The organism is Chryseobacterium contaminans (genome assembly GCF_001684955.1).
GTDB classification, from domain to species: domain Bacteria; phylum Bacteroidota; class Bacteroidia; order Flavobacteriales; family Weeksellaceae; genus Chryseobacterium; species Chryseobacterium contaminans.
In genome coordinates this window covers 44409-66107 of the sequence record NZ_MAYF01000013.1, presented here as the reverse complement: position 1 = coordinate 66107, position 21699 = coordinate 44409, and the positions used below count along the sequence as shown (strand labels likewise).

Below are 21699 nucleotides of genomic sequence, written 5' to 3'. Positions count from 1 at the left end.
AATTTGTTAATAATTATTTGCTCATTAATTTCCAAAGCTCATTAATTACTTCTTTGTCATCAAAATGATGTTTTACACCATTAATCTCCTGATAGTTTTCGTGTCCTTTTCCGGCTACGAGAACAATATCTTTAGGTTCTGCAAACTTTATAGCCATTTTTATGGCTTCTTTTCTGTCCGGAATCGAAGTGTATTTGCTGAAGTTCTGAGGTTCAACGCCTGCTTCAATTTCTTTTATAATCTGTGCCGGATCTTCTGTTCTAGGGTTGTCTGAAGTGATGATTGCCAAGGTTGATTTTTTCGTGGCAATATTCCCCATTTCAGGTCTTTTAGAGTGATCTCTGTCTCCTCCGCAACCGAAAACAGTGATTAATCTTTCGTTTTTGGTCCTGATATCGTTGATGCTGTCCAGAATGTTTTCTAAAGCATCCGGAGTGTGTGCATAGTCTACAATAAAGAAAATTCCACCATCGGATTTGAAGGTTTCAAATCTTCCGGAAACTCTTTTTAGTTTACTGATAGCCTGAAGAATTTCATCCTGTTCAAATCCAAGCTCTTCTGCAATTCCGAAAACCAGCAATAAATTGTATACATTGAATTTTCCTGTCAATGTTGTCCAGAACTCTTTTCCGTTGAAGTTCAGCAACATTCCGTTGAAGTCTACTTCCAGTAGTTTTCCGTGGTAGTCTGCCATTGTTTTCAAAGCATAAGACTTCTTTTTAGCCTTTGTGTTTTGAAGCATAACATTGCCGTTTTTGTCATCTATATTGGTGATGGCAACGGCTGTATCTTCTAATTCGTCAAAGAATCTTTTTTTCGTTTTTAAATATTCTTCGAAAGTTTTGTGATAATCTAAATGATCGTGGGTAAGATTGGTAAATCCTGCTACTTTGAAGTGTAATCCTTCAATTCTGTTTTGGGCAATTCCGTGAGAACTTACCTCCATGAATGCAAATTCACAGCCCTTCTCTACTGCTTCAGCTAAGATTTTGTTGATGGTAATTACATCCGGAGTGGTATGAGTTGCCGGAATAACTTCTTCCCCAATTCTGATTTCAACGGTTGATAATAAAGCGGAATCATATCCTAAATTTTTGAAAACATCAAAAAGCAGGGTAGAAACAGAGGTCTTTCCGTTGGTTCCTGTAACGCCAATCAGTTTCAGTTTTTTAGACGGATTACCATAGAAGTTCGAAGCAAGGTGACCTAAAGCTTTAGCAGAGTCTTTCACTTTGATATAAGTTACATTTTCTGCCAGCGTTTCAGGAAATTCTTCACAAACAATTGTTGTGGCTCCTTTTTCAATAGAAGATGTAATGAATGAATGTCCATCCACTACTGTTCCTCTCATGGCAATGTAAAGGGAGTTTTCTGTTACTTTTCTGCTGTCGAACACCAGTTCTGATACCTCACGGTTGTTGTCTCCGTGGATTTCTATTACTGGGATTCTGTTTACTAATTCTGTTATTATCATTTTATATCAATAGGACTTTATCCTATTTTGGCTTAAATCGTCCCTTTGGGACTCTGTTTTTCTAATTCTGTAGAGATAAATATATTCTCTGGTTCTTACTGATCGTGGTGCCTTCTAACGGGAACTGTTCTTTGATTCGTCCAACTCCTTTAAAATCGACACGGTATCCTAAGTTTTCCAATTGTGGGATGACGTTTTTACCGATCAATCCTACTACATTGGGCATTTGCTTATCAGTGACTGCTACTTTTACATTAGGTTCAACCATTTTATTAAGGTTTACCTTTTTGTCTACCAGCATTTCTTTTTCAATATTTTGTGGAGTTTTCAGGAATGTCTTTCCTGCGATCTCCTTAAACACTGGTGCTGCTACGGGTCCTCCATAAAATCCAATAGATGTATTGGGTTCACTCACCATCACGTAGCATGTATATTTTGGAGCATCTGCCGGATAGAATCCTGCAAATGACGCCCGGTACTTCATTGGGCCGGGAAGCCAGTATTCAAATCTCGCAGTTCCTGTTTTTCCTGCCATTTTAAGGTTGGGAGTAAAGATGCTTCGTCCTGTTCCTTTTTCTACGGCCTTGGTTAATGCGCTGGTCATCATTTTGATAGCTTTTTCAGATGCCATTTTGTTTACCATTACTTCAGGTTTTGCACTGTACATAACCTTTCCGTCTTTCATGATTTTATCAATGAATAATGGTTTAAGCATTTTACCTCCGTTGGCTACCCCATTGTAGAAGGTTGCCAGCTGCAGCAGGTTGATATTTGAAGAGTATCCGTAAGAGATAGAAGCCAGTGTTGCGGCATTCCATCTTTTATTTTCCGGGGTTACGATCTTCGGTTTTGTGATTCCGGGAAGCTCAATATTCATTTTATCGAATAATTTCCAACGCTTCAAATGGTCTAAGAAAATCTGCGGTTTCTCAGCATAAAACTTGGTGATGAGCTTTGCTGTTCCTACGTTACTTGATTTAGCCAAGACATCACTAATGTCATAAGTACCTCCGCCATGTCCATCTGAAATTCTCTGTTTTGCATAGGTCCAGACGCCGTTTCCTACATTTACGGTTGTATTTTCATCGATGAATCCATCATCCATTGCGGCTAAAAGAGAAATGGTTTTGAAGGTAGATCCCGGTTCAATATTATCTTTTAGCGCATAGTTGTAAGAGTCTTCATATTCTCCTGATTCAGTTCTTCTTAAGTTAACCAAAGCGCGTACTTTTCCGGTTTCTACTTCCATTACAATTACAGTTCCGTGTTTGGCTTCGTAATGGGTTAGCTGTTTCTCTAATGCGGAGTGTGCAATATCCTGAATCCTAAGATCTAAGGTTGTATATACATCTTCTCCGTCAATAGGTTCCTGTACCTTCCAGAAGTCGATGGGTTTCCATTGAGAAGAATTAATTCTTTGTTCTAATCTTTTTCCGTCAGTACCCGTTAAATATTTTGAGAAAGCTCCTTCCAGCCCGGATTTAAGCTCTCCGTTATCAATTCCGATGGTTCCGGCTCCGATCTCTGAAGTAGCCAGCTCTCTTTTGTAGTTTCTATCTACAATGAATCCGCCTTTATTTTTACCTCTTTTGAAGATTGGGAACTTCCTGATTCTGTCATACTGGTCAAAATCAAGTCCTTTTACCAGGGTGTAGTATTGATTTTTCTTTTTCTTCTGTTCGTCGAATTTTTGTCTGAACTCTCCTCTGGACTTTCCGAACATTTTGCTCAGAGAATCCGTTAATGCTCCGATATTGTTGCTGTAGATCGTATCTTTCATTGTTTTGAAATCAAGATAGATGTCATAGCGCATTACTGTTGTGGCCAAAATAGATCCATCGGAGGCAAATAAATTACCACGGGCAGCCTTTAGGGTAGCTTCACGGTAATTTTTATTAATGTAATCGTCTTTAATTTCCTGAACATTGGTATTCTGAAGGATTACAATCCTTGCCAAGAACATTACAAACACGCACAAAGCTACCACTGCAAAGAGGTAGCCCCATCGTAACGTTTTTTTACGTTTATTGTCGTATTCATTTTGCTTTTGCATCTGTACTGTCCAGTTTTATTAGCAATTTGTGAGGGTGGTTTTCGAGGGTCATCAAAGAGTCCCGGGCAACCTCTTTCCCCAGCTCTGATTCCATTTTTACTTTGATCAGCTTACTCTGGGCGTAAGCGTTTCTTGATTTGTATTCTTCCGTCTCTTCCTTTAAGGCGTTTACAATTTTAATTTTTTTATTGACGAGATGGTTACTGTAAATCATAGCCATCATCAGGACAAACAACAGAAGAAAATACTTGTAATGTATTTTGATCTCATCACGATTCAGAAAGTTTCCTTTTATAATGTCTATAAAAGTGAGTCTTTTCTGAGGGCGATTTGTTGTTCTCTTTGCCAAAGCTTTATTTATAATTGATTAATGATAAAAGATCATTGATATCACTTATCACTTATGGTTTATCATTATACCTTTATTCCTGTTCTCATTTTTGCACTTCTTGCTCTTGAGTTTTCTTCAATCTCCTGATCGTCCGGGATGATTGCTTTGCTCTTCAGCAATTCAAATGCCTTTTTATAATTTCCGTAGATATCTCTTTCCGGCTCTCCTTCAAACATTCCGTTTTTAAGGAATCTTTTTACCAAGCGGTCTTCCAGAGAGTGGTAAGAAATCACTACCAGTCTTCCTTCCGGTTTTAAAACGTTGTAAGCCTGAACCAGCATTTCTTTTAATACTTCCAGTTCCTGGTTTACTTCTATTCTTACTGCCTGGAAAAGCTGTGCATAAAATTTATTAACCTTATGAGGTGGAATGTAGCTGAACAGCTTTTTCAGGTCCTCGGTGGTTTCTATGCTTTTTGTTTTTCTGTGATGAACAATTTCTCTTGCCAGCTTTCTCGCTTCTCTCAATTCTCCGTAATGGTAAAAGATGTCTGCAAGTTCTTCTTCTCCGTATTCATTAATCACTCTTTTGGCATCAAGATTCTGCATCACGTTCATTCTCATGTCCAAAGGAGCGTTGCTTCTTGTAGAAAAGCCTCGGTCTGCTTCATCAAACTGATGGGATGAAACCCCTAAGTCTGCCAAAACACCATCAATCTGCGAAATCCCGTACATCAGTAATGAATTTTCCAGAAATCTGAAATTCTGATTCACCAATGTAAATCTGGGATCATCAATTGTATTTTTAAGCGCATCCAGATCCTGATCGAAGCTGAACAGTTTTCCTTTGTCAGAAAGTCTGCTCAAAATCTCCCTTGAGTGGCCGCCACCTCCAAAGGTGCAGTCCACATAGATTCCGTCAGGATTCGTCACCAAATCATCTACACTCTGCTTCAACAAAACGGGGTTATGATACATGCTTAATTGTGTTTTTTATTCAATAAAATTTTAATAGCCTTTACAGTTATTCTTCGTCAAAAGAGCCCATTACATCTTCGGCAAGGCTGGCAAAATCAGTTTCATTGGTAGAAATTACCTGTTCGTAGGCTTCTTTATCCCAAATTTCGAAAAGTTCTCCTGCGCTGGTGATTACTACATCTTTCTGAAGATTTGAAAAGGTCATCAGGTCTTTAGAAATCTGTAATCTCCCGGCATTGTCCAGTTCTACTGTTTTTACTCCTGCCGTAAACATTCGTATGAAATCAGCATTCTTTTTTATGAATCTGTTCAGTTTATTAATTTTGCCCATCAGCTTATCCCATGCATTCATCGGATAGACTTCCAGACAAGGTTGGAACACAGATCTTTTGACTACAAACGCCTTATCGTCGAAGTTTTCCATCTGTTTGATTAAAGATGAAGGAACTTTTAAGCGGCCTTTGTCGTCAATTTTACACTCATATGTCCCAATGAAATTTTTCATTTGGGACAAATTTATATAATAATTTCCAAAATTTCCCACTTTTTCCCACTTTTTGACTCAATGTTAATAAGTTTTATCAAAGATTGAGTTCTAAGAATGTAATTGATTGATATGTAGACGGTTGTTAAAACTGCTATTCAAGCCATAATAAAGGGGTTTTGAAAAAAAAAGTTAAAAAGGGGAATATTGTATTATTTTTATCTTAAATTAGGATAATCAAAATATTTTTGAGGTTTAATTTGTATTTTTGCAGGGCTTTATTAAGGCATTATATGATATTTAGTACAAAAAAAGAAAAGAAATATTCCTATGTAGAGGCTGGGGAAGGACATCCATTGGTGCTGTTGCACGGATTAATGGGTGGTTTGAGTAATTTCGATAAAATGGTAGATTTTTTTTCGGACAGAGGATTCAAAGTATATGTTCCTCAGTTGCCCATCTATGATTTGCCGGTACTCAATACGAATCTCACCACTTTAGCAAAATATATCATCAAATTTATAGAAAGTCATATTTCAGGACCTGTTACCATTGTAGGAAACTCAATGGGCGGGCATGTAGGGCTTATTTTAACTTTGGCAAGACCTGATCTGGTAAAGAATTTGGTTCTAACCGGGAGTTCAGGGTTATATGAAAGAACTTTCGGGGATAGTTTCCCAAGAAAGAATGACAGATCTTATATCAGAAAGAAAACGGAAGAGGTTTTTTACGATCCGAAAGTTGCTACTGAAGATCTTGTAGATGAAGTTTTCGCTGTGGTGAATGACAGAATGAAAGGAATCAAAACAGTTATGCTGGCAAGAAGTGCCATCAAACACAATATGCTGAACGACCTTCCGAAGATCCAGACTCCTACGTGCCTGATCTGGGGTAAACAGGATAATGTAACGCCTCCTGAAGTAGCTGAGGATATGCATAAGTTTATTCCCAACTCAGATTTATTCTGGATAGATCATTGCGGCCATGCAGCCATGATGGAAAAACCTGATGAATTCAATGAAATCCTTTATAACTGGATAAAAGATAAAGTTTAAATACATAACAAATAACCATTAAGAGCTTTTCTTAGTGGTTTATTTTTCTAAAATATATTCAAAAATGATTATTAAGACAGCAACGTTTGTAAAAAGTAGTGGAAAATGGCAGGAATGTCCTGAACCGAATATTCCTGAGTATGCTTTTATCGGAAGATCTAATGTAGGAAAGTCATCATTAATCAATGCGATGATGAATCATAAGGACCTTGCCAAAACATCACAGACTCCAGGAAAGACTCAGCTGATTAATCATTTTATGGTGAATGAGACCTGGTATTTGACCGATTTGCCAGGATATGGATATGCAAAGGTTTCAAAAGTTCAGAGAAAGGATTTTGAGAAACTGATTACCAATTATATCCTGAACAGAAGAAATCTTGTGAATTTGTTTGTACTGGTAGATGTAAGACATAAACCTCAGGCTATAGACCTTGATTTTATGCAATGGTGTGGTGAGAGTGGTGTTCCGTTTTCAATTGTGTTTACAAAGGCAGATAAGCTGAAACCTAATGCTGTTATCAAAAATGTTGAAGATTATAAGCTGGAATTACACAAGACTTGGGAAGATCTTCCTGAATTATATATTACTTCAGCTGAAAAGAAGGAGGGTGGAGATGCCATTTTAGATTTTATACAAACGACGAATGATTTCTTAATCCAAAATAATGTAAGCTTTGATGAGTAATATTGTGTGGAAAATAAAGACCTTTGATGAATTTACAGTTCCGGAATTATATGCTGTTCTGAAGGCCCGCATAGATGTTTTTGTTATTGAACAGAACTGCCCTTACCCTGATTTGGATAATTACGACCAGAAAGCGGTTCATATCTGGGCTGAGGAAAACGGGGAAGTATTGGCATACTGCCGTATTTTTGATAAGGGAATAAAATATGAGGAAACCTCAATAGGAAGAGTGCTTACCACAGAGCTGGCAAGAGGTAAAAGCTTAGGTAAGCTATTGATTAAATATGCTGTTGAAACTATAGAAAACCGTTTTCATACTTCTGAAATCAGGATTTCTGCGCAGGATTATCTGTTGAAGTTCTATGGTGATTTTGGTTTTCAGGATACCGGGAAGAAATATCTGGAGGATGATATTCCGCATACGGAAATGATTAGGAAATAAAGAAAAGCGAGGAAATATATTCTTCGCTTTTTTAATAGTTAAATATTTTGAGTGTGTTTTTTATTTTCCTGAAATCGCTTTTAAGATAATGGGTTCCAGGTTGGAAGGAAGATCAGCAGATTTGATCTGGTAATTTTTAATTTTCATTTCTTTAAGCCAGTTTTCCCAGTATTCTTTAATAACAGCTTCTTCAAAAGGATTTCCTTTTTCCGGGTTGATTCCTAAAACGATGACCTCAAGGTTACTCAGATTCTCATTTGCTTTTACAAAACCATAGCTATTTTTTTCAATGGTATCTTTAAAATTAGATGTTGTTAAGTTATTGGCTTTTATAAGTTTGGTTGTTAAATAGGATGTTCTGTATGAATTTTCGTTTTTTTCTTCAAACTTAGTATTTTGATGATACATATAACCGTCGGTCAAAATGAAAAGGATGTTTCTGCGATCATCTTTTATACAGTAATCTTTCACTTTATTTTTGAAGAATTCCCAGATATCTGACCCAACATATTTTCCATCTTTAATTGCTGAATTATAAATTTTTAAAGGTAATTCCGAATATTTTTTATCAACAGAATCAAAATAATTTCTTGGAGTATCTTTATTGAAGGAAACTTTTAATTCTTTAGTAAGCTCATTCATTTTCGGATCTGAAGGTTCCGGATTGAAGAAAACCTGCATCTGATCGTCATAGGTAATAATTCTTTTTGATTTAATATGATTGACAAACCCTTTTTCGATGGCCTTGATATATTCAGTGTCCCGTTGGTAATATTCCATTGTGGGATTCGGATTGGTATTAGGATCAATTCTGTCGGATAAATCAATCAAAATGCTGACATTAATATTGTTTGGGTCAGCAACAACAGAATCTTTCTTTACAGTGTTTTTTCCGCCATCTTTGTTTTTACAACAAGAAGCCAAAGAAATAAACAGTAATAAATAAAGTATTTTTTTCATAATCTGCGGGTTATAAAGATGATAAATACACTAAATTTTGGTTATCGGAATTAGCGCCTACAGCTTCCAGGCTGGTATTGTAGGTGGTAATACAATCATCAATCATCGTTTGTTTTTCCGTTCTCGATACTGCGATTTTTTCGCCGATAAACGTGATCCAGCCCTGGACGTATTCTGAAGCATAGAGTTTGTAATCCTTGGTTGGAATAATGACTCCGTCGATAATATTCTGAAGCTCTTCGATTCTGCCTCGTGTTTTGATAATGGTTTCTTTTATATTTCCGATACCTGTAAGAATTTCCTCAATTTCCTTTTTCAGAACATTTATTTTATCCTGAAAGAATTCAATTCTCTTCAGTCTGATTTCCTGTTCATTTTTAATCTTATCTTTTTCACGATGTTCTTTCATGACGAAATCGAAAACCAGTCCCCAAATAATGTAAACAATGAATCCGGCAAAAATAATTCCCCAAAACTGAATTTTGGTAAAAGCAATTTTAATATCAAAGGGTGGAGATTCAAAAGTTTTGTTTAATTCATATAATTTTGATTCAATTTCGTAAGCTAAAATGCAGTCGAAAATAAATGTCACGATAAATAATAAACCAAGCTTGATATAGTTGGTTCTCGTTTTATTCTCCCAGAACATGTGAATCAAATAACCCAGCCCTAAAAATACAAACGGAATCAATGTTACGAAAGCTCCTTCAATAACTCCTTCGTTCCATGCTTTGCTGAAAGCCTGTGCATCTAGAACACTCTGGATAATCGTACTTTTTGCATCGAAACTTTTGAAAAACGCTGAGTAGGAAGTTGAGATATAGAATGTTCCTAAATATAGGGTAATGGGAATCAAAAGAAAAAGTCCGATCCAGAATTTTGCAGAAGCTCCTCTTGTCGCTTTTATATTGTATTTTTCTGGGTTTCTGGGAAGATCAAGGATCTCTGCTTTTAATGTTTCAATGGTGTGCTGATGATTCTCAATTTCTGTGCTCTTGCTTTGTAATTGTTCCTCTTTCGTCTCCTGTGAAACGAATAAAGCTTTGATTTCAGTTTCCCGGTTTTTCTGTTCGTTTACATAGGATTCTTTAAGACTTTTCTGTTTTTCAACCATTTCTTTTTCTTCATTCTGAAATTTTGAATAAACAGCATCTAAACATATAGATAGGGTCGAATGATTTCCGTTGGTTCGCGAGCTGTCTCTGTAGCCCGATTCGTGATAGGTTCTTTTTCGGGTTTCTTCGAAAGATTCATCCCCCGGAATACTCTCGTTTTTAGGAAGTTGTTCCTGCTGGGGTTCTATCGGAATAGATTTTAGCTTAAATAAATTTTTTATACTGGTGGTATCCATGATGAGTTAGTTTTTTAATTCATATAAAATTTCGCTTTTATTCTTGCCGATTTTTATAGCTTCAATAAGGTAATCTACAATAGCTGTTGTATTTTCTTCAAGAAAACCGAACATCAGAACATACTTTTGCATGGCAGAATATTCATTCGGAGAAACGATTCCGTCGGCCCAGATCATGACGGTGAGGTCATACAGATATCAATTTTTTCCTCGATCGTTTGGGGTATCAATGATTTTAAATTGATAGGATTTAAAAGGATTTCGTCTAAATTTTTTGATGAAATTCCTCTTTCTTCTGCACATTTATAAAGCATTTTCAGCTCTAATGCACTAAAATCGTCATCACAGATCGCCATTTGATAGAGTCTTAGAAAATGGGCTTTGAGGCTTTCTGTTATTTGATTGTTTTCCATGATGGTTATTCTTGAGTTGTTTTTTTAGGATTAATAATTCTGTCTCTGGAAACAGTTCTTTGATGGATTGGCATTGCATGTTCTGAGGATTCTTCGACAGTCTCTTCTTCTTTCTTAAGCTCTTTTCTTTCTACGAAATTGATCATCAGAAATAATATTCCCGTTATAATATCAATGGGTAGCCATATTCCTTTCCTGTATAAATAAAAAGGAAAGATGGGGTTGAAAAGAATGAGAATAACAAGAAATATTATACTGAAATAATGTTGTTTAGAGCTTAGAGTATTGTATAAAACCATTAAAGCTCCAATGGAAATAATAATTCTAAGAAAGGTATAATATTCTATAGGAAGTTTGAAAATACCAATGAAGCAACATAACGCACAGAAGGTGAGAAATGGTTTCATAAAGTTTGTTTAAAATCCTGTTTTGAGATTGTATTTATAATTAAAACTGCTTTCAGACATAAAAATAAAGACGAAGAAATCAAAGAATGAAATTAATGTTGGAATAAAAGTCCAGCAAAACACCAGGTAAAATATTCCCTTAACATTCTGACCTAAGTAAAATCTGTGAATGCCTAATCCTCCAAGGAAAAATGCAAGCAGAGCGGTGGTAGATTTTGATTTCATAATTTAAACTCTGGATAAGATTTCGTTCTTTTTTATTTCAAATTCTTCAGGAGAAATTATTCCGTTCTCTTTTAAATCTTTCAATTTCTGTAACAAGGCAAAGGGATCTTCATTCTCTATCAATAGAGGATTTTTCTCCTGTTGAAATTGTTGAGGATGAGTGATAATAGGTGTAGCGTTATTTACGGTAACGCCTCCTGCGGAAGCTCTCAATGTTTCAAGATTTTTTTCTCTTCTTACCCCCCGCATCCTTTCTTCTACTTCCTGTGCAAACTGATATAGTTTTCTTGCTTGGTTTTTAGGGAGATAATCCATCATATTGGTATAGTTTTTTGTTGTTCTCATTGTAAAAGTTGAGCCAACAATTCCTTCTTTAATGTGACAATCAGCTATATCTACCCAATTATAATCCTGAAAATCCATTGATAAGCCGAAGGTTTTCGGTCGGCAGAAAATAATTCTTCTGTTGGTTAGAGCAATACAATCAGGAGATAAATTGATTACAGGCTTCTTCTGAACAGCTATATATTCTACAAATTCTTGTGAGGTAAGTAAACTGTTGATTCTTCCTAAAAGCTTTTCAACAGCTTGAGGATCCTGTTCTTCATTTAAAAATTTCTTTAAGTTCATATTATTTTGTTTTTTGATTATTTTACATCTTTATTGAAAACAAATCCTACTTTTCCACTTGATTTAACCTGTACTTTATACCATGATCCTTCCTTTGAGAGCTGTATTAGTTTGGTGTCTTTAGGCACTGTTGTTATTACTTTAGATTTAAAAGTGGGTTTCTCATAAACATTTGTTGTTGCAATGCCTGCAATGTATTTGTTGTTAGAGTTAAGATTGATGTTTACCTTATCAATAAATACTTTTGGAGGTTTACCGGTATGGGGCTTTGAAGATCTGTAAGAATCCGAGGGTTTATGTTTTTTAGTCTTGTCTTTCGAAGAGCTTTTTCCGGAAGAACCACCGCGACAGACACCACAAGTTCCACCACTGCTACAATGCCCGCATCCTGAACAGTTAGAACAAGCTGTACAATAAGCAGAACCTGTACATCTTCCGCCATGTCCTACATTGTCATTGGCCTTAAAACAGGAATTTAAGATAAATATATTGAAGGTAAGTATGATAAATGGAATTAGTTTTTTCATGATGAGTAATTTTATGCGTAGTTTTCCAGTGTCTGATGAAGCTGGTTCCTATAGTTGTAGATTTCGTCAAGCGTATTTAATAGAACCTTTTCACCGGCTTCCTTTCCGTTGTGGAAAGTTTCCAGATATTTATTTGTTGTATTGAAGTGTAACCTGCAAAGTGGCTTTCTGTTGTTATCATCCAATAAGATCCCGAAATAGGATAAAGTATCCCGGTAGGCAATTCTCGAAGAAGGAATTTTCTCTCTCAGAATTGCTTTTACAATCTGAAATCCTTCCAGCTCTTCTTCTGTGGTGATAATTTTAGAATCATTATTTTGATCAATAGATTGTGATGGTTTCACATCATCGTCCTTTTTTTCTATCTGTTCATTGATGCTCAATGCAGATTTTAACCGGAAACTGATCGATTCATTAATAGAAGTGGTTAATGCTTTTTTAGCATATTCTTTGAAAGAAATCATTCTGTTGGCTGTTAAAGGCTTTTCAAAGAAACGGTTCACCAAAAGTTTTACCAATTCATCAGATGGATTTTCAATTTCCTTTTCGAATTCCTTTCTGATGGCTTTGATATACTTTAATGCTTCTGCAGAATCAAGAATGCTCTCAAGGTTATAGTCTTTCTTGGTGAAGCTTTCCAGAATTTTAATGGAGCTGTCTTTCAGGTCTTCAATGTTAATGGTAAAAAACGGTTTTTCATCCATAATATTGGGTTTTTCCAAATCTGTATAAAAGTTGTACACAATTCCATTGGTCAAAACGCCAAATCTTGTTTTAGAAACATGATAATATCTGTGAAGCTGTGAATTATGGGCATCTGCGCTTTCCTTCCAGTGCTTGCATTCGATAATGAAGATAGGTTCATCATTATTTTTGATCACATAATCTACCTTTTCTCCTTTTTTTGTTCCGATATCACAAACGTGCTCGGGAACCACTTCTGTGGGATTGAAAATGTCATACCCCAGAATTTGTATAAATGGCATTACAAAAGCATTTTTTGTGGCTTCTTCCGTTCCGATCTGGTCTTTAAGCCCCATTACTTTCTGATGCAATTGCTCCAGTTTAATTTTAAGATCCATAGTATTTAGTTTTTTAAAGTTTCATCAACAATTTCTGCTGTTGGGGCATTTAATTTTACAGAAGCAATACCATTTTCTAATCCAGATTTTGAACTGTACATTTGACTGTTTCCAATAATTTCACCATTTCTTGCCTTTAACACGAAATAATCTTTTCCATTTTTTGCAATTCTTCTATCGTATTTTGAGAGATCCTGTGAATTAATTTTTACGGATTCTATTCCTTTTTGACAAGAAGCTTTCTGGACATAGCCTTCGCTGGTTAGAATAATTTCACCATTTCCTGCCTTCAGGTTAAACTGATACTCTTTGTTGATTCTTTGTGTGATTACGAATTTTCCCATGATTAATTTTATTTATTAGATAATCCAGTGACTATATTTATTAATAATCACTGGAAATAAAGACTTGTTAAGCGTACTGAATTAATTCCCAAGTAACCGCTTTACCACCATAAGGAGGTATTCTATTTCCTTTTGAAATTGGAGCTGTTGTAGATGGATTTCCAATGACTTTCCAAATTCCGGATTCAGGACAGGTTTCTCCTGTCTTCGCTTTTGTTCCTAATGGTTTTCTTTCCATTACAAAAATTTTTATTGGTTTAACAATTCAAAAATATGGGCATTAGATTTCAGTCTATTACGGAAAACCGTAAAACGGGCAAAAAATAAAAAAACCTTTCAAAAAATTTGAAAGGCTGTATACAAAATGAATTGTTTTTTATATAATCCCGATATCCTTGCAGAAGGCTACCAGCTGCTCATTGCTATTTATTTCAAGGTCTTCTTTCAGGCTATTTAATCTTTTCTCAACACTGCTCAGGCTGGAGGGTTTAATATTCCTTTCTTCCAGATGAATAGGTATGTTTTTCTGTAAGATTCCTTTAGAAAGAAGGGAAACAAGGGTAATGTCAAATGTAGAAAACTCATAGCTGTTGAACTTTTTCATATCCTGTTTCAGATCAAAAGATAAATAATTTTCGCCGATATATACAGATGCAATGGCCTTTTTCAGTTCTTTTGAATCGTTTCTGGCTTTACGGATATATCCGTTGATTTCATAATCTGAAAAAAGATTTTCTATTACGCCCGTTTTATGTTCTGCCGAAAATACAATGACTTTCAAATCAGGCTGTATCTCTTTTGCTTTTCTGATGAGTTCTTTTCCGTCTTTAAGGTTTTGCTCATGATGATCATCGTCATAATACAGATCTGTAATCAACAGGTCATAAGGATATTCTTCCCGTAATGCTTTCTGAATTTTTCCTATAGCATCATCACAGTAATATACGTAATCTACTGTGGGGATATTCAGCTCCTCAAGGGTTTTCTGAACAGAAATATTGATGCTTTCATGATCTTCAGCAATTAAAATTTTTTTGAACATGGTTATACGGTTTAATTAAAAAATTGGTTAAGACTTCAAAAGTATATTCATTTAATTTTTAGTCATTACGGTTTCACGTAAAAGGGACAAAAAAATGATATTTCAGCAGACCTGATCAGATGAGGCCAATATCCTTGCAGATGACGATCATCTCAATATTATTTTTTGCACCGATGCTGTCCCTGAGTTCGTTCAATCTCTTTTCAATAGACCTTATGCCATACGGAATCATTCCGCACTGTTTCAGAGAAGTACTTATTTCACTTTGTTTGAGCCCTTTGGCTAACAGATCAAGCAATTTGATATCATATGCATCAAACTCGGAAGAAATATGGCGCATTGTATTCAGAACTTCCTGGGGAATTACGGTTTCTCCGTTAAAGATTTTTCGTATTGTACTTTTAAGATCTTGCCCGTCACGCCTTGCCTTGCTTACAAAACCGTCTACCTGATAGATTTTGTAAAGGTCGTCAATTATTTTTGCTTTCTTTTCCACAGAAAATACCACTACTTTTAAAGTCGGCTGAACTTTTTTTGCTTCAAGAATAAGTTCTTGCCCGGAATGAAGCTTCTGGGGAATATGGTCTTTGTCAAATGATAGATCAGCAATAAGCAAGTCATACGGATTTTTTCTTTCAAAAGCTGTTCTGATTCTGTTTAATGCCTCATCACAATAGGTTACATAATCAAAATCCGGGATGTTTAACTCTTTTATCGTGTTCAGGATTCCCTGGTTCATTATTTCCTGATCTTCAACGATTAAAACTTTTTTGAACATGGCTGCATAGTTAGGAAACAGGGAATAAAATATTTACTTTCAGCCCCTTTTCAGTTTTCGTTTCAAAAGTAAGGGTTCCGTTGATTGCTTCAATACGGGATGCCGCATTAAGTAAGCCGTTTTTATAAATAAGATCCCCCGGAATTCCTATTCCATTGTCTTTGTACTGAATCTCAACGATATTGTTTATTTTTTCAAATTTAAGAGCAACATGACTGGCGTGGCTGTGTTTTTTCATATTCACCATCAGCTCACGGACCATTTGGTAAACCTCTTCTTTTACTGTGGGAGAAACGGACTCCCAGATTGTAGGACTGTTTCCTGCGGTAAAGGTTTTTACCGTATCGTTATTAAAGGAAGCGATAAGCTCTGAGATGACTTTGCTGAACTCTTTTTCTTCTTCAATTTTATCATAGGAAATATCCCTTGATTTTTCATATACAAACTCCAGTTCGTCAAGTGCTTTATCCCGGTCAAAATCTTCCTGGTTCTCAATCTTTGTCATCACCTGGTAAATCCCATTGGCAACCACATCATGAACTTTCTTCGACATTTTGAGCTGTGTGTTTTTTACCTCAATTTCTTTTTCTTGCTCAAGTCTTTTCTTTCGCTTCCTAAACCAAAAAAAACCACCAATTAATGTTAAAACTAATGCACCAATGCCAAAATTTTTATATAGTAATTCCACTTCTTTTTCTGCATTTTTTCTTTTAATCTTTTCCACATCAAATCTTATAAAGGCAAATTTGCTGTCACTTTTATCTTTTTCTCTTTGGATACTGTCGTTTAATGACAAATAGGTTTGAAAATTCTCTGCACTTTTTTCAGAATCCAATAAAATGAGCTTCTGTAATGCTTCTAGCCGGTCAGCCGGACTTCTAATTTCCTTTGCTATTTGGTACATATTTTCAGCATATAGTAAAGCCTTTTTTTTGTCATTAGTCATGTAGTAATCCGCGAGATGTGCGTATCCAGCATTTTGAGCCCATTTATCATCAATTTCTTTTTCAATTTCAATAGCTTGCAGTAATTGCTGTTCTGGGTTATAATGCGGATTGTTTAGAGATTTTACATTTTCAAGGTTTGAAAGTAGTCTTGCATATAATTTTTTATTAGTGTTTTTTATTTGGGGAAGAATGCTTTCATAAATTTTAATAGCTTCAGGATATTTCTTTTCATATTTATAAGTATTGGCCTTATTCTTTTGATAAGTAAGTTCATTTTCTTCAGAATCGGCATATTTTATGGCTAAATCATAATATTTTATAGCATTACGAAAGTCTTTTGCGTTATTACTTGCTATTGCTATGTTATTGTAATTTGAGCAGATATAAGCATATTGATCTTTATTATTTTTGTTAAAATATTGTTGTGCCTTAAGTGATAGTTCCTGCCCTGCATAATAATCTCCTTTTTCGGTTAAAATAATTGCTTTATTAACAATGCATTTTCCCATTCCTATGCTATCTTTATGAAGTCTAAAGACATCCTCGGCTTTATCATAGTATACATACGCGCTATCGGTTCTTCCTTTGCTATTTAACTCATATGCTTTGTCATAGAATAAGTTAGGCTTTATTGCCATTTTACTTTTTTGGCAAGAGAATAAAAGCATCAATAGAAGAATAGTTAAAATTTTTTTCATGGAAAAGTTTTAGCATAAATTTAAAAAAAAAGAACAGACATCATAATGCCTGTTCTTATTGAGTTTATTAATTAATGGATTTAATCTTTTCCAAATAACTATTTCTTTGGTGGAGTTTGAGTTGTTTCTCCTCCTGTATCGCTTCCCACACTTTCTCCTGTGGAACCTCCAGGATCTGAAGCCCCACTTTGAGTTTGAATAGTTTCAGTAGTTGGGTTATTATCATTTGCAGTTGTTGTATGGGCATTATTGTTTGAGAATGCTAAACCAATTAGCATCAATATAATCTCGATCATTCCTTAAAATTTTAGAAGTTTTTTGACTGTTTTTCTTCCTCCTGAGATGTATTTATCTCAGGCTGTACACAATTAAAATTTCGAAGCGCTTCTTAATTTTTTAGGGAAGTGAACCTTCAAAAACGGAGGAGAAACATCTGCTTCCCAACCCGGAGTTTTCCTCCGCTTTATCTGGTGATTTTTGAAATCAGTTTTTAGATTTTTTTTATGTTATTTTTTGTTCCTGATTTCTTTTACAAATATCTTGTATATAAACTCAAATATTCAGACAGGCGATGGACAGTTAGGTGTAGTGTAAGTATTTGATTTTTACGGAAAACCGCAATTCTCACGTCTTGTTTTTGTCTAATTTGGACAACAAATAACTAAGACCTGAAACATTATGTGCGAAAAGAAAAGATTTTTAATAAAAACGGTATTTGAAACAGCTAAAAATGTGCTTCCTCGTAAGAATAAAAGTGCTGTTTCGAAATATTTGAGTTTATTGTTTGAAGAGCAGTATGATTTTTCAAGAGATGATAAAACATACAGCCGGTTTTATACCTATTTAGTTCAAAAAAATAAAGATTATAATATTGATGATGATGCTCTATATTATTTAAGTAGGTATATAGGATATGATAGTTTTGACGATTTTTGTAATAGGGTCAGCATAGAGGGTGACGGTAAAACGACATTTACTCTAAGTTTTAAAGATCTATCGGATAAAATTCAGCAAACAATTATCACTGTAACACCAACCGTTTTATTACCTGATTTTATGAGGAAAAATGGATTGGGTATTTTAGAAATGACTTTAGTTTTATTCTTGGTTACAGGAGGCGTTGTTTTCTCTAATGGTAAAAATTCTAAATCTTTTGGATTTATGTCCGGGTGGAATTCTCCTGTTATTAATAAAGCTTATATGTATTGGGATAAAGATAGATATATGGCAACAGATAGTAGTTCTCTAGGTTCTCAAGTGGAGGTTGTTCCGATGAATGAATATATGTTTAAGTATTTCAAGAAAATTACGAGACCGGACACATTAACCGCTACAAATTCCTTAGGAAAAGTGTGGTATAACAAAAGTAAAAACCATGTAGAATTCTTTACAAGTTTTGGAAGACACCCTGAAAATGAAAAAACATTAAAAGAAGTTTCAGAAAGAATATTGGAAAATTATGCAGGGCAAAATGCAATATTAGAAGAATAATTAAAGTTCAATTAAAAGCAAATCCTTACCTATTCACGATAAAAAAAGCGAAGAGATTTCCTCTTCGCTACTATATTTTATATTGACATTTTAAATGTCAAGGTCACCTTTCTGGAATAATATCAATAGGAACTGACTAAAGTTCGTTTTAACAGAATTTATATCAACAAATTTGGCTTAATCAAACTTAAAATGTAAGGTTTTAGTTTGCATTCAGCATTCCTAATTCCCCAAAATACTTTTTAAATTTCTGGATTTTAGGGCCTACCACAGCACTGCAATAAGGTTGAGTAGGGTTTTCATTGTAATATCCCTGGTGATATTGTTCCGCAGGCCAGAATTTTTCAAAAGGAGCGAGCTCAGTGACATAAGTTCCTGCCCATCTTCCTGATTCCTGAGAGGCTTTGATTGCTTGTTCGGCCTTTTGCTTTTCCGCATCATCTTTGTAGAAAATTACGGAACGGTATTGAGTTCCGATGTCGTTACCCTGTCTGTTAAGTTGAGTAGGATCGTGCAGGAAGAAGAAAACATCCATTAATTGCTCGTAGGAAATTATCGAAGGATTATAAGTGATTTCTACTACTTCTGCATGACCTGTTTCCCCTGTGCAAACTTCCTGATAAGTCGGGTTGTCTTTGTGTCCTCCGGAATATCCTGAAATGGCAGATTCAACACCTTTTAAAAGATTGAAACAGCTTTCTACACACCAGAAACATCCGCCACCGAAAACGATGGTTTCTAAATTATTGTTATCCATTTTTTGGTAATTATATTGTTTTATGACATTTCTTCTGCCCACAAAGGGTATGAAAAATGCTAATCAAAAGTAAGAAAAACTTCATGGATTTTGACACGGTTCCGGTGAATTGTTTTCATAGATAATGCTAATGATAAGAGTAAGTATGAATCTGCATAAAAGTGCTGTACCTTAGACCATGAATGCAATGATCAATTCATTCATGAATTCATGACAAATAGAAAAGCGACCTCATTATGAAGTCGCTTTTTATATTATTTTTTGTATATCAGTTATTTTTCCCAAACTAAAGCACTTGCTCCAAGAATAGCAGCATCGGCTTCATCCAGTTCACTGAATACCAGTTTTACCTTATTTCTGAAGATCGGAAGTAGATTTCTTTCCATATGAAGCTTGGCAGGCTTTAAGATAAAATCTCCGGCTTTGATAACGCCTCCGAATAACAAAATAGCTTCCGGTGAAGAAAACATGACGAAATTGGCTAATGCTTCTCCAAGTTTCTGTCCTGTATATCTGAAAACTTCAATAGCGATGGGATCTTCTTTTATAGCACATTCATATACTGTTTTAGAATTGATCTCGTCCTCAGGATATTGATTTAGCATAGATTCCGGGAATTCAGCTCTCATTTTCTTAGCAGTGATGGTAATTCCTGTTGCAGAAGCATAGGCCTCCAGACTTCCTTCAGATCCTGTACTCCAGTGCTTTCTTCCGCCTGGTTTTACAATAGTGTGTCCTAGTTCTCCTGCAAAACCGTCATGTCCGTAGATCAGGTTTCCGTTGGCGATAATTCCGCTTCCTACTCCTGTTCCAAGGGTAATCATGATAAAATCTTTCATTCCACGTGCTGCCCCGAAAAGCATTTCACCCAAGGCTGCTGCATTAGCATCATTGGTTACCGTACATGGCAAATTGAATTTTGCAGTCATCAGTTCGGCAAAAGGAATTACGCCTTTCCATGGCAGGTTAGGGGCTAATTCTATAGTTCCTTTATAATAGTTTGCGTTGGGAGCTCCTACACCAATTCCGTCAAAGTGTTTTTCTGCACCATGTTTTTCCATTAAAGGGAATACGTGGTCATATAAAGCATCGATGAAATCTTCAACTTTATCATAGGCATCGGTTTTAAGGTTTCCTTTATCCAGAACTTCACCACGGTGGTTTACAATTCCGAACTTAGTATTGGTTCCGCCGATGTCAACTCCAAGGGCAACCTGTTTTGATAAATCTATTAATGACATTTCTATTATTAAATTCTAAGGGCTAAAATTATAAAAAAGATTGTATTAATAGCTTATTAACCTCGTATTATTTAAAAGATTAAGCTGTTTTTACCGGTTTTTTCTTTCTTCTTCCCCACCAGATCATAAATCCTGTTACCGGAAGTGAGGCACAGATAAGACTTACAATAAAAGCAATGATCTTAGTAGGAAGCCCTAAAATAGCTCCCACGTGGATATCATAATTAGCGCTCACTACTTTTTCTCCAAAGTTTTTGTCTTTTGGGTCATGGGTATGAAGTAATTCCCCTGAGTTTTCATCAAAAATAAGGCTGCTGCTTTTGTGATAGGAGTAAGAAAGGTGCTTTACATATACTTCAAAATTAGGATGCTCGTGGTCATCCATATGCTCATGTCCAAGATCTATCGCAAAGCCGTAGGATTCAGGATATTTTTCTTTAACGGTATTAATGATCTTATCCAGAGTAGTTTCAGTCCTCATCTCGATGGGAGCTTTTGTTTTAATATGCGAGAAATCAGGATATACGGTTTCCCCTCCGGAAAATACCACATAAATCATCGCCTGAACGACAAAGAATGCGTAAAAGAGCCCTGTTATTGAGAAGATAAGGGCAAAGATTGAAGCATAGAATCCTAATACATTGTGAAGATCATAGTTCTTTCTTTTCCAGCTCTTGATATTCTTCCATTTAAATGAAAAACGTTGTTTTCTTGCTGCTTTATTTTTAGGCCACCATAGAACAATTCCGGTAATCAGCATAATGATAAAGATAATTACGGGTATTCCAACCACATACGTTCCCCAATCCTGCTTCAGGAGGTAGCTCCAGTGGATCATTTTTACAATATTGAAGAATCCGTTTTTTTCATCATATACTCTCAGAACCTTTCCGGTATAAGGGTTTACATAAGCTTGCTTATAGATAGGAAACTCATCAAAATAATTCCAGGCATCCGTGTTATGCTCGTACCAGAAGAACATATAGGACATTTTCTTGTCCATAGGGATATTAACCCAGTGGATCGGATATTTCTCTTTTACCTGTTCTGCAACAGCTTTTTCCATTACACGGATGGGTAGAACCTGCTTTTGCTCAATATTCTGCTCGTGATGGTAGATCACATCCTTTCGGGTATAATTTTCCACTTCATCCTTAAAAACATACAGCGCACCGGTAATAGAGATGATAAAGATTAAAAATCCGATTCCCAGCCCAAACCATAAATGGAGTTTTGAGGACCACTTTTTAAAGAATCCCGGTTTCTTTTTGTGATGATGTTTCTTCATATAATGGTAGATTA

Annotated in this window: 26 protein-coding genes and 1 pseudogene; 4 read left to right on the top strand and 23 right to left on the bottom strand. The window is 35.4% G+C overall.

What is annotated here, in order from left to right:
• Positions 1-13: 13 nt before the first annotated feature.
• The 5 genes from BBH99_RS01870 to mraZ form a co-directional block, all read right to left on the bottom strand.
• The gene (locus BBH99_RS01870) at positions 14-1474 is read right to left on the bottom strand and encodes a UDP-N-acetylmuramoyl-L-alanyl-D-glutamate--2,6-diaminopimelate ligase (protein WP_066691187.1); all 1461 of its coding nucleotides are present in this window, start codon (positions 1472-1474) and stop codon (positions 14-16) included.
• A gap of 61 nt (positions 1475-1535) precedes the next feature.
• Positions 1536-3527 carry a penicillin-binding transpeptidase domain-containing protein gene (locus BBH99_RS01865; protein WP_066691185.1) on the bottom strand — a complete coding sequence of 664 codons (1992 nt, stop codon included), beginning with the start codon at positions 3525-3527 and terminating at the stop codon, positions 1536-1538.
• Positions 3511-3876, bottom strand: a complete 366-nt coding sequence (locus tag BBH99_RS01860) for an FtsL-like putative cell division protein (RefSeq protein WP_053327577.1) — start codon at positions 3874-3876, stop codon at positions 3511-3513. The genes BBH99_RS01865 and BBH99_RS01860 overlap by 17 nt, the downstream gene beginning before the upstream one ends.
• 65 nt (positions 3877-3941) lie before the next feature.
• The gene (rsmH, locus tag BBH99_RS01855) at positions 3942-4835 is read right to left on the bottom strand and encodes a 16S rRNA (cytosine(1402)-N(4))-methyltransferase RsmH (RefSeq protein WP_066691183.1); all 894 of its coding nucleotides are present in this window, start codon (positions 4833-4835) and stop codon (positions 3942-3944) included.
• A 46-nt stretch (positions 4836-4881) separates the two neighbouring features.
• A complete protein-coding gene (gene mraZ / locus BBH99_RS01850) occupies positions 4882-5340 on the bottom strand; it encodes a division/cell wall cluster transcriptional repressor MraZ (RefSeq protein ID WP_045492316.1) in 459 nt (152 codons plus the stop codon).
• Between the two features lie 272 nt (positions 5341-5612).
• Between mraZ and BBH99_RS01845 the strand changes: the two genes are divergently transcribed.
• The 3 genes from BBH99_RS01845 to BBH99_RS01835 all read left to right on the top strand — a co-directional run bounded on the left by BBH99_RS01845 (position 5613) and on the right by BBH99_RS01835 (position 7504).
• On the top strand, positions 5613-6374 hold the full coding sequence (locus BBH99_RS01845; RefSeq protein WP_066691181.1) for an alpha/beta fold hydrolase: 762 nt from the start codon (positions 5613-5615) through the stop codon (positions 6372-6374).
• Positions 6375-6438: 64 nt separating this feature from the next.
• Positions 6439-7062 carry a ribosome biogenesis GTP-binding protein YihA/YsxC gene (gene yihA, locus BBH99_RS01840; RefSeq protein WP_066691178.1) on the top strand — a complete coding sequence of 208 codons (624 nt, stop codon included), beginning with the start codon at positions 6439-6441 and terminating at the stop codon, positions 7060-7062.
• Positions 7055-7504: a GNAT family N-acetyltransferase gene (locus BBH99_RS01835; protein ID WP_066691175.1), complete on the top strand. Its 450-nt coding sequence runs from the start codon at positions 7055-7057 to the stop codon at positions 7502-7504. Before yihA ends, BBH99_RS01835 begins: the two co-directional genes overlap by 8 nt.
• A 60-nt stretch (positions 7505-7564) precedes the next feature.
• Here the strand turns inward: BBH99_RS01835 and BBH99_RS01830 are convergent, their stop codons facing one another.
• The 15 genes from BBH99_RS01830 to BBH99_RS01770 form a co-directional block, all read right to left on the bottom strand.
• Complete coding sequence (locus BBH99_RS01830; RefSeq protein ID WP_066691172.1) at positions 7565-8464, bottom strand: hypothetical protein; 900 nt, start codon at positions 8462-8464, stop codon at positions 7565-7567.
• A gap of 10 nt (positions 8465-8474) precedes the next feature.
• Positions 8475-9815, bottom strand: a complete 1341-nt coding sequence (locus tag BBH99_RS01825) for a beta-carotene 15,15'-monooxygenase (protein WP_066691169.1) — start codon at positions 9813-9815, stop codon at positions 8475-8477.
• A gap of 6 nt (positions 9816-9821) precedes the next feature.
• Positions 9822-9992 (bottom strand): hypothetical protein, encoded by a 171-nt coding sequence (locus tag BBH99_RS22655; protein WP_228390720.1) that lies wholly within the window; start codon positions 9990-9992, stop codon positions 9822-9824.
• On the bottom strand, positions 9989-10228 hold the full coding sequence (locus BBH99_RS22650; RefSeq protein ID WP_228390719.1) for a hypothetical protein: 240 nt from the start codon (positions 10226-10228) through the stop codon (positions 9989-9991). Before BBH99_RS22650 ends, BBH99_RS22655 begins: the two co-directional genes overlap by 4 nt.
• A 5-nt stretch (positions 10229-10233) precedes the next feature.
• A complete protein-coding gene (locus BBH99_RS01815; RefSeq protein WP_066691165.1) occupies positions 10234-10635 on the bottom strand; it encodes a DUF6804 family protein in 402 nt (133 codons plus the stop codon).
• Positions 10636-10644: 9 nt separating this feature from the next.
• Entirely contained in the window at positions 10645-10860 is a 216-nt protein-coding gene (locus BBH99_RS01810) for a TM2 domain-containing protein (RefSeq protein ID WP_066691162.1), read from the bottom strand.
• Positions 10861-10863: 3 nt separating this feature from the next.
• Positions 10864-11490, bottom strand: coding sequence for a PH domain-containing protein (locus BBH99_RS01805; RefSeq protein WP_066691159.1), 627 nt, complete (start codon positions 11488-11490; stop codon positions 10864-10866).
• Between the two features lie 17 nt (positions 11491-11507).
• Entirely contained in the window at positions 11508-12017 is a 510-nt protein-coding gene (locus BBH99_RS01800) for an SH3 domain-containing protein (RefSeq protein ID WP_066691156.1), read from the bottom strand.
• A gap of 11 nt (positions 12018-12028) precedes the next feature.
• Complete coding sequence (locus tag BBH99_RS01795) at positions 12029-13099, bottom strand: type I restriction endonuclease (RefSeq protein WP_066691153.1); 1071 nt, start codon at positions 13097-13099, stop codon at positions 12029-12031.
• 5 nt (positions 13100-13104) lie between these two features.
• Positions 13105-13443 (bottom strand): YegP family protein, encoded by a 339-nt coding sequence (locus tag BBH99_RS01790; protein ID WP_066691150.1) that lies wholly within the window; start codon positions 13441-13443, stop codon positions 13105-13107.
• Between the two features lie 67 nt (positions 13444-13510).
• A complete protein-coding gene (locus BBH99_RS22210) occupies positions 13511-13681 on the bottom strand; it encodes a hypothetical protein (protein ID WP_165601863.1) in 171 nt (56 codons plus the stop codon).
• Positions 13682-13819: 138 nt separating this feature from the next.
• Positions 13820-14485 carry a response regulator gene (locus BBH99_RS01785; protein WP_066691147.1) on the bottom strand — a complete coding sequence of 222 codons (666 nt, stop codon included), beginning with the start codon at positions 14483-14485 and terminating at the stop codon, positions 13820-13822.
• A 115-nt stretch (positions 14486-14600) separates the two neighbouring features.
• Positions 14601-15263 carry a DUF5932 domain-containing protein gene (locus BBH99_RS01780; protein ID WP_066691144.1) on the bottom strand — a complete coding sequence of 221 codons (663 nt, stop codon included), beginning with the start codon at positions 15261-15263 and terminating at the stop codon, positions 14601-14603.
• 10 nt (positions 15264-15273) lie between these two features.
• The gene (locus tag BBH99_RS01775; RefSeq protein WP_083188713.1) at positions 15274-16908 is read right to left on the bottom strand and encodes a tetratricopeptide repeat-containing sensor histidine kinase; all 1635 of its coding nucleotides are present in this window, start codon (positions 16906-16908) and stop codon (positions 15274-15276) included.
• A 98-nt stretch (positions 16909-17006) separates the two neighbouring features.
• Positions 17007-17204 (bottom strand): hypothetical protein, encoded by a 198-nt coding sequence (locus BBH99_RS01770; RefSeq protein WP_123872952.1) that lies wholly within the window; start codon positions 17202-17204, stop codon positions 17007-17009.
• 382 nt (positions 17205-17586) lie between these two features.
• Here BBH99_RS01770 and BBH99_RS01765 point away from each other — a divergent pair, with 382 nt between their 5' ends.
• Entirely contained in the window at positions 17587-18399 is an 813-nt protein-coding gene (locus tag BBH99_RS01765) for a hypothetical protein (protein ID WP_066691137.1), read from the top strand.
• Positions 18400-18601: 202 nt separating this feature from the next.
• On the opposite strand, the pseudogene msrA reads toward BBH99_RS01765, so the two are convergent.
• From msrA to BBH99_RS01750, 3 genes and pseudogenes are all read right to left on the bottom strand, one after another.
• Positions 18602-19241 (bottom strand): annotated as a pseudogene (gene msrA, locus BBH99_RS01760) (peptide-methionine (S)-S-oxide reductase MsrA).
• A 187-nt stretch (positions 19242-19428) separates the two neighbouring features.
• Complete coding sequence (locus tag BBH99_RS01755) at positions 19429-20397, bottom strand: ROK family protein (RefSeq protein ID WP_066691135.1); 969 nt, start codon at positions 20395-20397, stop codon at positions 19429-19431.
• A 79-nt stretch (positions 20398-20476) separates the two neighbouring features.
• Entirely contained in the window at positions 20477-21685 is a 1209-nt protein-coding gene (locus BBH99_RS01750) for a PepSY-associated TM helix domain-containing protein (RefSeq protein WP_066691129.1), read from the bottom strand.
• Positions 21686-21699: the final 14 nt, after the last annotated feature.